This window comes from Arthrobacter pascens (genome assembly GCF_017052465.1).
Classification (GTDB): domain Bacteria; phylum Actinomycetota; class Actinomycetes; order Actinomycetales; family Micrococcaceae; genus Arthrobacter; species Arthrobacter pascens.
On the sequence record NZ_JAFHKT010000151.1, the window covers coordinates 248,304 to 261,058 of the forward strand.

Below are 12,755 nucleotides of genomic sequence, written 5' to 3' on the forward strand. Positions count from 1 at the left end.
AAGTCACATTAAGGTAACGGAGGCGTGTCGCGCTGTGCGGTACGGGATGTTTCTGCTGGCCCCTGCCTGCCTTCCTACTTCTTGGTCTGGCGGTACCGCTCGATCTGTTTCAGCCGCCGCAGGAGGCTGTCGCGCCGCGGGTGCGGAACGGCGTCGGGCTCCTCGGCAGTGAGGTCGATGTGCTTCGTCCCGTACTGCCAGAGGAGGAGGTCATCCAGCAGCCGGTCCGGGCCGGGGGAGTAGCGGTGGTCCAGGGCTTTGCGGACCTCGGTGATCCTGTTGGCGCTGAGCAGCCCGGCGAGCTGGACCGTCTGGTTCAGCCCGTGGGCTGCCATGAGTTCAGCGGCCCATCCCCAGTCGTCATCCACTTTGCGGTCCACGTGCGGCAGCAGCGTCCGCCAGACGTCGCGGATCCGGTTGGGAGTGAGCGGGGCCGCCCCTTCACCGTCCATGTCCCAGTAGCCGCGGACCTCCTCGTAGCGCTCGTGCAGGTCCGCGAAGGCGCTCTCCACGGTTTCCAGCATGGCGGCCGTGGCGGTGAACTGGCGGTCGAAATGCGGGGTCCAGGCCCGCGGATCCTCCGCCTTGAAGCGGATATCGTGTTCGATCTCGCTCCATGCGTGCGCGAACACCGTGCGGATCTGGCATTCGAAAAAGTAGCTGCCGTTGGGCTGCGCCTCGGGGTTGAAGACCTGCTGGTACTCCTTGACCGCCTCATTCTGGATGGTCCGCAGGATCAGGTGGCGGCTGGAGTAGCCGTACGTCCCGGACTCGATGGAGCCGATGTCCTTCTCGCGGTCTCCGCGGCAGTCGAACAGCTGGCGCTGCCGCTTGATGAGGTTGGCCACCACCGCATTTTCCGCAGGGAGCTTGGTGATGACGCGGACGCCGACCATGTCATTGAGCGTGCGGAACGGGTCGGGGAACTTCAGGACCCGCGGGCCACCTGGTTCCAGAGGCTCCTCGGTCCGGGAGATTTTCTCCCGGAAGGAGTCCACGCTTTTGGTGCGGCCGGTCACGAACAGCGGCGTGACCTCCGTGTCCTTGAGCATGGTCCGGAGGATCTGCAGGACTTCCCGGGTGACAAGCTTCAGGGCAGGCCGGACTCGCTCATAGAGTTCCACGTTTTCCTGCACGGAGTCGCGCTGACCGACGTCCAGGCGATCCCAGTTGCTTGCCATGGTTCCAAACTATCAAGCGCGTGTGACAGCCGCCGGTGCGACACCGCCCGGCGCCACCTCGTCTCCTCCCTTCCGCCCGGCGGGAGCAGCGTCCCTGTAGGCTCGGCATATGGCTGATGTGCGCCGTCGCACCCTGCTGTCCTCTGGGCCGCTGGGCGCCGCGGCAGTGGTGATGCCGGAGGTGCTCGCTGCCTCCTGCCCACCCGGGACCTTAGGAGGATGCAGTGAAGCGGCAGAAGTACCAGTACGGCGACCACCCCAGCCAGTGGGGCGAGCTCTTCCTGCCGGAAACGCCGCCAGCATCCTCATCCCGGAACGGCAAGCGCCCGGCAACCCGGGGCGTGGTGGTGGTCATCCACGGCGGCTACTGGCGCTCGCAGTACGGAGCGGAGCTGGGCGAACCGCTGGCAAAGGACCTTGCGGCCCACGGAATGGCGGCCTGGAACCTGGAATACCGGCGGGCAGGCAACGGGGGCGGCTGGCCGCACACCTTTGAGGACGTGCTGGCCGGGATCGACAGGCTCCGCGGAGTCGCTGAAGAGCACGGTCTGGACCTGGCCCGGGTGGTGGCGCTGGGGCACTCCGCAGGCGGCCACCTCGCCGTCTGGGCGGCAGGACGGGACCGGCTGGCCGGCCTGGGAACCCCGGACGCTGACCGGCAAGTGGAACGGAACCTCAACGGCGAGGCCGTGCACCTGACAGGAGTGGTCAGCCAGTCCGGACTGCTCAACCTCGCCCAGGCAGACTGGCTGGACCTCAGCAACGGGGCGGTCAGCAACCTCATGGGCGGCTCGTCCGGGAAGTACCCCAAGCGCCACAAGTATGCGGACCCCATGAGCGCGGTTCCGCTGGATGTGCCGGTGTACGCGGTGCACGGACTCGAGGACAGCACCGTTCCCATGAGCCAGTCGGAGGCGTACGCCGCAGCGGCCCGGGCTGCCGGGGCGCCGGTCCAGGTCGTCAAGGTTCCAGGCGACCACTTCGCGCTGATCGACCCGAAGGCCTCGTCCTACCGGAAGTGCCGCGAGCTCGTGCAGGAGCTGCTGGCGACCTAGGGGGCAGCCCGCGTGAACCGCCGGCCCTCCACCCAGAACACGGGAACTCCATCGACGTCCGTTCGTTGCAAAGTCATGGGGTCGATAGTAAATCCGCTGCGGGGAGCCGCCGGGCAGCGGCACACGGTCCTGCCCAATCTGGTGCCATGGGTCCCGTGGCCCTCCGGAGGTAAGTACACTTACTATCAAGGCAGGGCCGGCTGATTGGCCGGCCAGCGGGTCGTTTTACGGCCCGTTCCGGTCTCCGGTTGCTACGGACTCCGGCATGCGGGACTCTAGTAGCTGGGGGTTGGGGTAGTTTTGTATATTACGATCACCGGTTTCACTAGGAGAAATATATGGGTGAATCCAACAGGTGGTGGACAACATGATTCGGCTCCGTAAATTGGCGCGCGCCGCGACGGTCCTAACCACCCCGTTGGCGCCGGAGGACATTCTCGCGCTTTTTAATCCCGTCTTTTCGGCCCGTCAGCTTCGCGGCGTGGTCACCAAGGTGGTCCCTGAAACGGCGGACTCCGCCACCATCCACTTCCGCCCGGGCCGCGGCTGGAAGGCGCACAAGGCCGGCCAGTGGGCACGGATCGGCGTGGAGCTCGACGGTGTGCGCCACTGGCGCTCGTATTCGCTCAGCGCTCCCGCCGGACAGGACCCTGCCATCACGGTCAGCGACGTCGGTGCTGTCTCCGGCGTCCTGGTCCGCAACACCAAGCCCGGCGACGTGCTGTTCCTGGCCCCGCCCCAGGGCGACTTCGTCCTGCCGGAGCATCCGCGGCCGCTGCTGATGCTCACCGCGGGAAGCGGCATCACGCCCGTGATGTCGATGATCCGCACCCTGGTGCCGCACCGCCCCGATGCCGACGTCGTGCTGATCCACTCGGCCCGTACGCCGCAGGACAGCATCTTCCACGAGGAACTGTCCGAGCTGGCGGACCAGTTCCCGAACTTCCGCGTCACCCACTGGTACACCGGTGAACGCGGCCGGCTGGACTTCAGCTCGGCCGCGGGGCTGGGTGAGCTTTGCCCGGACTGGCGGCAGCGCGCCGCCTACGCCTGCGGCCCGGAGGGTTTCCTGGATGACGCCGAGGCCCTGTGGTCCAGCGAAGCAGCCGCCCACAAGAAAGCCGGCCCCTTCGCGGCCGACCCCATCAACCTGATCATCGAACGCTTCAATACCAGCCTCGTGGGCGGAGCAGGGCACGACGGCGGACTGGTCACCTTTGAAGCCTCCGACCGCGAGATCGAAGCGGACGGAAACACCCCTTTGCTGGATGTGGGCGAGGACGCCGGCATCCTGATGCCCAGCGGCTGCCGCATGGGCATCTGCCACAGCTGCCTGACGCCGCTGCGCGCCGGCCACGTCCGTGACCTGCGCACCGGCGAGGTCCACGGTGAGCCGGGCCAACTAATCCAGACGTGCGTCTCGGCAGCCGCCGGGCCCGTTAACCTCGACATCTGAGGAGCAACACAGCATGACAGCAATATCTGACCGCAAAGCCGTGAAATCGACGTCGATCAGCGGACCGGCGGCAAAACCCCGTCCGGGTGCCCTTGCCACGTCTGGGAGCCCCTTGGTGCGCCCGCCGGCCGCCGCGCACCTCTCCGACGAGCAGGTGGCAGAGCTGGGCCGCGAACTGGACGCCATCAAGGACGACATCCTGGCCAAGCGCGGAGCGTCCGACGCCGCCTACATCCGGCGCGTCATTAAGATCCAGCGTGGCCTGGAACTCTCCGGCCGCGCCGCGCTCCTGATGGGCCGCAACAAGGCCGCCTGGGTCACCGGCACAGCCCTGCTGAGCGCCGCCAAGATCCTCGAGAACATGGAGATCGGCCACAACATCCTGCATGGCCAGTGGGACTGGATGCGTGACCCGGACATCCACTCGACCACCTGGGAATGGGACTTCGTCACGCCGGCCCGCTCGTGGCAGCACACCCACAATGACCTTCACCACCGCTGGACCAACGTCATCGGCAAGGACAACGACGTCGGATACAACCTGCTCCGCATGGACGGCGACCAGCCGTGGAAGCCGCACAACCTCGGCAACCCGCTCTACAACGCGATCCTGGCGCCCATCTTCGAATGGGGCATCGCCATCTACGACCTCGAGCTGGCGGATTACCAGGAGGGCAAGAAGAGCAAGGAGGCCCTGCAGAAGGACCTCAAGGCCCTGGGGATCAAGGCCATCAAGCAGTTCACCAAGGACTACGCCGCCACCCCGGCCGTGGCCATGCTCACCGGCTCCGGCAAGCAGGCGCTCTACGGAACCCTGACCGCCAACGCCGTGCGCAACGTCTGGGCCCATGCCGTCATATTCTGCGGCCACTTCCCCGAAGGGGCGGACACCTTCACCGAGGAGATGGTCGAAGGCGAGACCCGCGGTGACTGGTACGTGCGCCAGATGATCGGCTCGGCCAACATCTCAGGCTCCAAGTTCATGCACATCATGACCGGGAACCTGTCGCACCAGATCGAGCACCACCTCTTCCCGGACCTTCCCTCCAACCGGTACGCCGAGGTGGCGCCGAAGGTCCAGGAGATCTGCAAGCGCTACGGCCTCCCGTACACCACCGGTCCGCTGCTGAAGCAGGTGGGCTCCTCCTGGGCGAAGGTGTTCAAGCTAGCGCTGCCCGGCAAGACGAAGTCCTAGCCCCCGCCGAACTGCCGTGGAGCAGCGTGCCTGAGTGCACGCTGCTCCATGTCGCCTCCGGAATCCGGGCGCGCCGGGCCGCGTTCTCTGGCAGAGTATGACCATGCTCACTGTTATTGGCGAGGGCCTCGTGGACGTGGTCCAGCGCTCCTCCGGAATCGAAGCCCATGTGGGCGGCAGCCCGCTCAACGTCGCCGTGGGGCTGGCCCGGCTGGGCCATCCCGTCCAGTTCATTGGCCGCTACGGCCGCGACGCCTACGGAGACTCAGTGGCGGCGCACCTGCGGGCCAGCTCCGTCATGCTCCCGCAGGCGCCCGACGGCCTGCCTACCAGCGTGGCCACCGCCCTGGTGGACGACGACGGCGCCGCCACCTACACGTTCGACCTCGCCTGGGAGCTCCCCGGACTCGCGGAACGGCTGCCGTTCATGATGCAGGGCACCACCCTGCTGCACACCGGTTCGATCGCCACGATGCTGGCGCCGGGCGCCGCCGACGTGCTGGCCGCCGTCGAACATTCCCACCCGTCGGCGACCATCAGCTTTGATCCGAACTGCCGGCCCACCATCATCAGCGAGGTGGACTATGCCCGCCGCCAGGCGGAGAAGTTCGTGACCCTTTCGGACATCGTCAAGGCGTCCGATGAGGACCTTGCGTGGCTGTATCCGGGCGTCGACGTGCTCGATTCCGCGCGCCGCTGGCTGACGCTCGGTGGTTCGCAAGGGCCGGCCATGGTGGTGGTCACGCGCGGCGCGGAAGGGCCATGGGGCATTACGGCGGCCGGAGAGGCCGAGTTCGCCGCGCCCAAGGTGGAGGTGGCGGACACTGTCGGGGCCGGAGATTCCTTCATGGCGGCGCTGCTCTCCGGCGTGGTGGACCGCGGCCTTGACGGAGCCCAGAACCGTGCCGCCCTGCGTGCACTGCCCGCCGAGGGCCTCGCCGCGCTTCTCGCCCATGCCACGCGCGCGGCCGCCGTCACGGTCTCCCGCGCCGGCGCCAACCCGCCCACCAGGGCCGAACTCAACCGCATCGAAGAAGCGGCAGAAGCAGCAGCAAAGGAAGCAGAAGTTCCCACCATCTGAAAGGCAGCCATGACACCCTCGGGTCCGTTTGCAGACCTGCCGGACGTTCCGTCGTTCGAGCTCACCAGCCGGTCCTTCCAGGACGGCCAGACCTTGCAGCCTCCGCAGCGCAGTGGCAGGCTCCACGCGGGCGGCGCAGACGCTTCCCCGCAACTGAGCTGGAGCGGCGCACCCGCAGGGACCGGAAGCTTTGCCGTCACTCTTTTCGACCCCGACGCACCCGGAGCCGGGGGGTTCTGGCACTGGGCGGTCCTCAACATCCCGGCGGACGTCACCTCGTTGGCCGAGGACGCGGGAGCCGAGTCCGGCGCCCAGCTCCCGGCCAGCGCGGTGCAGCTGAAGAACGACGCCGGCTTCCGGGGCTACGTGGGGGCCGCGCCGCCGCCCGGGCACGGCCGGCACCGGTACGTCGTGACGGTCTACGCGCTGGACGTCGAGGAGCTTGACACACGCGCGGGCGCGCGTCCGGCCAGCCTGGGCTCCGAGCTCTCGAAGCACCTGCTCGGCACGGCAACACTGACCGGAATCTACGAACGCAAGCGCTGAGAACCGCTGTCCGGTCCACATTGCGGCTTCACTCGCGCGCCGGGGTTTACAGCGAGCCGTCGGGTGGTGATCTGAGGGTACTGGCTGCGCCACTCGGGCAGGCGCGCGCGGGATCACCATCTGGGAACAAGCTCGATCGTCCAGTAAGGGCTGCGTCGCCGTTCTCGTCCTGGCTCTTGGCCAGGTAGGCTTCAGACTCATCCGCTAATGACACGCGGCCGCTAGGGCGTTGTAGCGACCGCGAGGCCGTGCGGTCGGCGTGATGGGGGCGTGATGGGGTTGTAGCGGAGGGAGAGGCTGGGACTATCTCACGCGCACCACCATGGCGATCCCATTTACACAGTGGGACATTAGTAGACATCGAGTAGTTCACCGCATCTTAAGGAGGCTTTCGATGTCATCCTCGGCGCAGGTCCCTGCGGGCAGTGCAGCATCTCCCCCGGAGGCGAGGAAGAAGAAGGACAGGACCCATGTTCTGTACATGACGGTGATCGCAGCCGTCGTGCTGGGCGCTGTGCTCGGTCTGGTGGCGCCGGGCTTTGCACAGGCGCTTAAGCCGTTGGGCGACGGTTTCATTGCGCTGATTAAGATGATGATCGCCCCGATCATCTTCTGCACCATCGTGCTGGGCGTCGGGTCGATCGCCAAGGCGGCCACGGTGGGCAAAGTTGGCGGTCTGGCGCTCGGCTACTTCATACTAATGTCCACGTTCGCACTGGCCATCGGGCTCATTGTCGGCAACCTCGTTCAGCCGGGTGAAGGGCTCAACCTTCAGGGCGGCACCTTCGAAGCCGGAGGCGGTGACGGGGAGGCCGCGGGAACCACCGAGTTTATCTTGGGCATCATCCCGACCACGCTGCTGTCCTCGCTGACCTCCGGAAGCATCCTGCAGACACTGTTTGTGGCACTGCTGGTCGGTTTCGCCCTCCAGCGAATGGGCCGGTCGGGTGTGCCGATCCTCAAAGCGATTGGTTCCGTCCAGACGCTCGTGTTCCGGATCCTGGCGATGATCATGTGGCTGGCGCCCATCGGTGCTTTCGGCGCCATCGCCGCCGTAGTCGGGCAGACTGGCATTCAGGCGATTATCAGCCTGGCGACCCTTATGCTCGCCTTCTACATCACCTGCGCTGTCTTCATCGTCGTGGTGCTGGGGACTCTGTTGAAGTTCGTCACCGGGGTCAATATCTTCCGGTTGATGAGGTATCTGGCCCGTGAATATCTGCTCATTTTCTCCACTTCATCCTCCGAGGTGGCGCTGCCGCGGCTGATCGCCAAGATGGAGCACCTGGGTGTCGCGAAGCCGGTGGTCGGTATCACGGTGCCGACGGGGTATTCCTTCAACCTGGACGGCACGGCCATTTATCTGACCATGGCCGCGTTGTTCGTTGCTGAAGCTCTGGGCACGCCGTTGTCCATCGGTGAGCAGATTTCGCTGCTGGTGTTCATGATCATTGCCTCCAAGGGCGCCGCTGGGGTCACCGGGGCTGGACTGGCCACCTTGGCCGGCGGTCTGCAGTCGCACCGGCCGGACCTGGTGGAGGGTGTGGGACTCATCGTGGGGATCGACCGGTTCATGTCCGAGGCCCGGGCGCTGACCAATTTTACCGGCAACGCCGTAGCCACGGTGCTGATCGGCACCTGGACCCGGGAAATTGACAAAGACCAGGTGGAGCAGGTCCTGTCCGGTGCCTTCCCGTTCGACGAAGTCACGATGGACGAAGACCACGGATATGAGGGTCCTCCGGAAGGCGTCCCGGAAAACGAGGAGCACGAACGGGAGGCTGCCGGTGCGGCGGCGCCGCGCAAGGAGGAACGATGAAAGAACGGTCGCGCGTGACGGTGTGGTCATCGCGGGTAGACACAACGAAACAGGTGCCGCCTCCGGCGCCGATGGGGCAGGGGATGGGCTTTGCCGGTGCCCGGGGGGTTAGGCGGTGGCCAGTGACCCCACGGAGTTGCGTTCCACGGTAGGGCAGTGGATTTTTGTGGGGGTGGCGGCCTGTGCATCTTCGAGGCCCAGGAGCATTCTCACTCCGGCTGCGCCCAGTTCGTAGTGGGGGAGAGAGACGGTCGACAGTGGGGGCCGGAGGTGGGCGGCGATGACTTCCTGGTTGTCGAATCCCACCACTGCTATGTCGTCTGGGATGGAGAGCCCGTGCTCGCGCAGCCCGTCGTACAGCCCCATCGCCATCCGGTCGTTGTAACAGTACACGGCTGTGGCGTCGCGGTTGAGGAGCTCCTCGGTCGCTCCGTACCCGCCTTCCTGATCGGGATAGGCCTCAAGGACCAGGCTCCCGTCGAACGGAATGCCTTCGGCCTCCAGTGCCTCCTTATAGCCCTGGAGGCGTCCGTCTTTCGCCGGGGCGGGGATGGTGGCGTTGATGAAGGCGATCCGGCGGTGGCCATGCTTCAGCAGGATCTCTGTGGCTGAACGTCCGCCTTGTACTTCATCCGGGACGACAGCCCTGGTGCCGGGTTCCGCAGAAAAGCAGTTGACGAGGACGAAGTCCGATTCCCGCAGGGGGGCCGGAAGGTCGGTGGCCCGGTGAAACCAGGTCGAATAAAGGATGCCGCGGACCTTGTATTCGAGCATCATGGCAATCGCATCCGTCTCAAGCTCGCGGTTGCCTTCGGTATTGGCGATGAGAAGGGCGTAGCCGTGCTTCCAGGCCTCATCCTGGGCGCCGTGGATGATCTGGCCGGCGAAAGGGGTGGTGGCAATGGCGTCGGCGACGAGGCCGATGAACCGGGAACTGCCGCTGACCAGGGTTTGCGCCATGGCATTTGGTCGGTAGCCCAGGTCCCGGATCGCGTCCCGTACCCGCTTGCGGGTCTCATCGGAGATGCGGGCGGCCTTTTTCTTGTTCACGACCAGCGAGACGGTGGCTGTGGAGACACCGGCGGCCTCGGCAACCTGCCGGAGGGTGACGGGTTGGCGGCGCTGGGTCTGCTTTGCGGGGGCAGCCGCATCCAGTGGCGTGCCAGAACTGTTCTCCTGCGAAATCATGTGCCCTCCTTCAGGAGTATATCCGCCAGATATAGCCGTCATCCCTTAGTCGCCCCGCTTTCCAGGCCTTGGATCATTGCCTTATTGAGCACGAGGAAGACCAGCAGCAGCGGCGTGATAGTGACACAGACGGCGGCGAACGTGGCCGTCCAGTCCGTTTTTCCCATCGCCCCGATGTAGTTCTGCAGGCCTAGCGGGATGGTCTTCAGCCCCTCGGAAAGGACGAAGGTGTTGGCGAAGATGAAGTCGTTCCAGATGAAGATGCTGTTGACCAGAACGACCGTCACGACAGTATTTACCGAGAGGGGGAGGGTGATAAGTCCGAAGATGCGGTACGGTCCGGCTCCGTCCAGGGAGGCCGCCTCGTACGTTTCCCGGGGGATGTACTCAAAGAACGAGGAAAAGAGGTATATCGACATCGGAAGGGCGAACCCAGCCAGCGGGATGATCATCGACGGATAGGTGTCGAGCAGGTTGATCGTGGAGTAGTCGATGAAGAGCGGTACGAGCGCGATCTGGACGGGCACGATGATGCCGATCAGGAACAGGCCGCGGACGAACTTGCTGAAGCGGAAACCCAGGACCTGGAGCGCGTAGGCGGCCATCATTCCCAGGAGCACGATCAGGAAGTTCGCGCCCATTGTGACGATGAAGCTGTTGAGGATGTTCATCCCCAGGTTGCCGGTCTCGAAAGCGCGGGCGTAGTTCTCCCACGTGAGCGATGTGGGCAGGGCGAAGGGGTCCCCGGTCGCGAAATCGTGCTCGGTGCGCAGGCTGGTGATGAACAGCCAGGCCAGGGGGTAGACCTGCACGATGACGATGAGGGCAATGAGCACTCGTGACAGAGTGCTGTACAGGTCGGGCTGGCGCCGCCTGCGGACAGGAGGCCTGCTGTCGGGCAAAGCGGTGGTGGGCCGTGTCATCGGGGCTGCTGGCGCGGTCATGCGTCCGCCTTTCGTTTGAGCATGAAGAGGATGAGTCCTACGGCGACCAGGCATTCGACGACGATGAAGACGGCGATGGTGCTGGCGTATCCGAAGTCGGTGCTCGTGAAGGCCGTCTTGTACATGTACGTGGTCAGCAGCTCCGAGGACTGCCCGGGGCCGCCGTTAGTCATCAGGTAGGGAATGTCGAATCCGCGCAGGCCGTAGGTAGTTGCCATGATCGTGGTGGTGATCCAGACAGGCATGATGTGGGGAAAGCGGATCTTGGTGAACAGCTGCCACCGCGATGCGCCGTCGAGCCGGGCCGCTTCCTCCAGCTCCTTTGGAACGGACAGCAGTGCCGCGTAGATGATGAGCATGTAGAGCCCGGTGAACCGCCATCCTTCCGGCGCGGATACTGCGGCGAGCACGGTGTTGATGTCAGAGAGCCAGGGGCGTTCCAGGGCGCCGAGGCCGATCCAGTGCAGGAGCTGGTTGAGGAGGCCCACCGGTTCGATCGAGTAGATCCGCACGAAGAGGAACGCGATGGCCACCGTGGAGATCACAGCCGGCAGGAGGTAGAGGGTCTTAATGAGCTCGCGGCCGCGCCGCATTGAGGTGAGGAGGCTGGCGACGAGCAGGGCGCCGCCGAGCTGCAGCACCAGGCAGATCGCGAGATAGCCGAGGGCGTTGAAGAACGAGCGCCAGAAGATGTCGTCTGCGGTAAGCATCCGTACGTAGTTGGCGAGCCCCACGAACTCCATGTCGCTGATGCCGTTCCAGGAGAAGAAGCTCAGGAACAGCGACTGCATGATGGGGAAGAGGACGGCGATGCCGTACAGCAGCAAGGGTGGGAGCAGGAACACCAGGACTGAGAGTCGTGACCTGTTGGGGAGCATGGCTGGGCCTTTCGGGTGGGGGCCGTAGCCCCCACCGCTGTGATTACTTGAAGAACTTCGGGGCGTTCTGCGCGATGGTGCTGTCCATGGTGGTGGTGAACTGTTCGGGCGTGATGTTGCCCTGGACGAGGAGCACGAGCTCCTGCTGCAGCCTGCCGTTGGTGGTGGGGTCGAGCTGGGTGTCCCACGGCATGGCCTGCTTGTCCCCGAGGTCGTTGGCCATTTCAAGGGCCTTCTTGTACAGCGGGGTTGCATTGGCCGGAACGGCCGTCTCAACGTTGGTAGTCGGCGAAAGCGCACCGGTGGCCGCGTACTCGGACGGGTACTTCGTCAACGCAAACTTCAGGAAGTCGCTCACCAGCGGGTCGTACGTCTTGGCGTTGACGGCCATGCCAATGCCAGACGGGGAGACGAATTCGTTGGCGGCGGTGACGGATCCCTCGGTGGTGGGCAGGGTGAGGAAGTCGATGTCAGCTCGCACTGTCGGGTTCAGCTTGTCAGTTGCCAGGCTGGGCAGTTCCCAGGTGCCGATGTTGTACATCGCTGCCTGCCCCGAGGTGAACTGGTTCTGCGCGTCGGAGTAGCCCTGTGAGGAGAATCCATCCTGGAAGCACTTGGCCTTGCCGAGCGAAGCCAGCCATTCGACGGTCTTCTGGCCGGCGGGGTCAGCGAACTTCGCTTCGCCCTTCTTGAGCTTCTGGATGAACTCCGGTCCGGCTTCACGGAAGGGCTGGTAGGCGACATACCGCTCCAGGGGCCATTGGTCCTGGCCGTCGATGGCGATGGGCGTGATGCCGGCTGCGCGCAGGGCGGTGCACATGGCGGGAATGTCATCCAGGGACTTCGGAGCGGCGACGCCGGCCTTCTGCAGCAGGGCCTTGTTGTACCAAATGAATTCCAGCTCGAACTGGAACGGAATCATGTGCAGGGAGCCGTCGTCGAAGCGCTGGTAGTCCAATGCGCTGGGTCGGTAGTCGTCGTAGACATCCAGGGACTTCAGCAGTTTTTCGGCGTCGACCATCTTGCCCTGTTTGGCCAGCTGCTGGGCAAAGGGTGTGGCGTCGGTGTCGAAGAGCTCGGGAAGCTTGTTCGCGGCGGCTAGGGTCTCAAGCTTCTGGATATAGGAGGGCCTGTCCGGGGTGGTGATCAGGTTGAGCGAGAAGCCCGGGTGGTCCTTGGCGTAGTCCTCGGCGAGCTTCTTCATGATGTTGATGACAGCCCCGTCGGCCGGCCGGGACAGCAGCCACGAAATTTCACGGGCTTTCACCTCCCCGGTGGGGCTGACGTTGGAAGGGTCACTGGCTCCTCCGCTGCCGCATCCGGCGAGGGCGAGGGCTGCGGCCGTAGCGACGGCGGCTGTTCGGAATAACTTTTTCATGGGGACAATCTCCTTTGATTTGAGCCGAAAATGG

Annotated in this window: 11 protein-coding genes; 6 read left to right on the forward strand and 5 right to left on the reverse strand. The window is 65.0% G+C overall.

The features are described from left to right. Positions 1-74 precede the first annotated feature (74 nt). Complete coding sequence (locus tag JYA52_RS19335) at positions 75-1,181, reverse strand: GTP pyrophosphokinase (RefSeq protein WP_205654896.1); 1,107 nt, start codon at positions 1,179-1,181, stop codon at positions 75-77. A 224-nt stretch (positions 1,182-1,405) separates the two neighbouring features. On the opposite strand from JYA52_RS19335, the gene JYA52_RS19340 reads away from it, so the two are divergent. From JYA52_RS19340 to JYA52_RS19365, 6 genes are all read left to right on the forward strand, one after another. Further along, positions 1,406-2,236, forward strand: coding sequence for an alpha/beta hydrolase (locus JYA52_RS19340; protein WP_205654897.1), 831 nt, complete (start codon positions 1,406-1,408; stop codon positions 2,234-2,236). Positions 2,237-2,603: 367 nt separating this feature from the next. After that, a complete protein-coding gene (locus JYA52_RS19345) occupies positions 2,604-3,692 on the forward strand; it encodes a ferredoxin reductase (RefSeq protein WP_205655281.1) in 1,089 nt (362 codons plus the stop codon). 13 nt (positions 3,693-3,705) lie between these two features. After that, on the forward strand, positions 3,706-4,887 hold the full coding sequence (locus tag JYA52_RS19350) for a fatty acid desaturase family protein (protein WP_205654899.1): 1,182 nt from the start codon (positions 3,706-3,708) through the stop codon (positions 4,885-4,887). 103 nt (positions 4,888-4,990) lie between these two features. Beyond that, complete coding sequence (locus tag JYA52_RS19355) at positions 4,991-5,968, forward strand: carbohydrate kinase family protein (protein ID WP_205654901.1); 978 nt, start codon at positions 4,991-4,993, stop codon at positions 5,966-5,968. A 9-nt stretch (positions 5,969-5,977) separates the two neighbouring features. Continuing rightward, positions 5,978-6,514 (forward strand): YbhB/YbcL family Raf kinase inhibitor-like protein, encoded by a 537-nt coding sequence (locus JYA52_RS19360; protein ID WP_205654902.1) that lies wholly within the window; start codon positions 5,978-5,980, stop codon positions 6,512-6,514. Between the two features lie 394 nt (positions 6,515-6,908). Then, positions 6,909-8,333 (forward strand): cation:dicarboxylate symporter family transporter, encoded by a 1,425-nt coding sequence (locus tag JYA52_RS19365; RefSeq protein WP_205654904.1) that lies wholly within the window; start codon positions 6,909-6,911, stop codon positions 8,331-8,333. Between the two features lie 108 nt (positions 8,334-8,441). Here JYA52_RS19365 and JYA52_RS19370 read toward each other — a convergent pair whose 3' ends face one another. From JYA52_RS19370 to JYA52_RS19385, 4 genes are read right to left on the reverse strand one after another with little or no spacing between them, the layout of a single operon-like run. Beyond that, positions 8,442-9,521 carry a LacI family DNA-binding transcriptional regulator gene (locus tag JYA52_RS19370; RefSeq protein WP_205654906.1) on the reverse strand — a complete coding sequence of 360 codons (1,080 nt, stop codon included), beginning with the start codon at positions 9,519-9,521 and terminating at the stop codon, positions 8,442-8,444. Positions 9,522-9,559: 38 nt separating this feature from the next. Beyond that, positions 9,560-10,465, reverse strand: a complete 906-nt coding sequence (locus tag JYA52_RS19375) for a carbohydrate ABC transporter permease (protein ID WP_372433947.1) — start codon at positions 10,463-10,465, stop codon at positions 9,560-9,562. Next, on the reverse strand, positions 10,462-11,343 hold the full coding sequence (locus JYA52_RS19380; protein WP_205654908.1) for a carbohydrate ABC transporter permease: 882 nt from the start codon (positions 11,341-11,343) through the stop codon (positions 10,462-10,464). Before JYA52_RS19380 ends, JYA52_RS19375 begins: the two co-directional genes overlap by 4 nt. A gap of 43 nt (positions 11,344-11,386) precedes the next feature. Beyond that, positions 11,387-12,721: an ABC transporter substrate-binding protein gene (locus JYA52_RS19385; protein WP_205654910.1), complete on the reverse strand. Its 1,335-nt coding sequence runs from the start codon at positions 12,719-12,721 to the stop codon at positions 11,387-11,389. Between the last annotated feature and the right edge of the window lie 34 nt (positions 12,722-12,755).

Coding starts and splice junctions, on each gene's coding strand:
- JYA52_RS19345 (WP_205655281.1), top strand. CDS start 2,604: ATGATTCGGCTCCGTAAATTGGCGCGCGCCGCGACGGTCCTAACCACC.
- JYA52_RS19365 (WP_205654904.1), top strand. CDS start 6,909: ATGTCATCCTCGGCGCAGGTCCCTGCGGGCAGTGCAGCATCTCCCCCG.
- JYA52_RS19350 (WP_205654899.1), top strand. CDS start 3,706: ATGACAGCAATATCTGACCGCAAAGCCGTGAAATCGACGTCGATCAGC.
- JYA52_RS19360 (WP_205654902.1), top strand. CDS start 5,978: ATGACACCCTCGGGTCCGTTTGCAGACCTGCCGGACGTTCCGTCGTTC.
- JYA52_RS19370 (WP_205654906.1), bottom strand. CDS start 9,521: ATGATTTCGCAGGAGAACAGTTCTGGCACGCCACTGGATGCGGCTGCC.
- JYA52_RS19375 (WP_372433947.1), bottom strand. CDS start 10,465: ATGACCGCGCCAGCAGCCCCGATGACACGGCCCACCACCGCTTTGCCC.
- JYA52_RS19355 (WP_205654901.1), top strand. CDS start 4,991: ATGCTCACTGTTATTGGCGAGGGCCTCGTGGACGTGGTCCAGCGCTCC.
- JYA52_RS19335 (WP_205654896.1), bottom strand. CDS start 1,181: ATGGCAAGCAACTGGGATCGCCTGGACGTCGGTCAGCGCGACTCCGTG.
- JYA52_RS19380 (WP_205654908.1), bottom strand. CDS start 11,343: ATGCTCCCCAACAGGTCACGACTCTCAGTCCTGGTGTTCCTGCTCCCA.
- JYA52_RS19385 (WP_205654910.1), bottom strand. CDS start 12,721: ATGAAAAAGTTATTCCGAACAGCCGCCGTCGCTACGGCCGCAGCCCTC.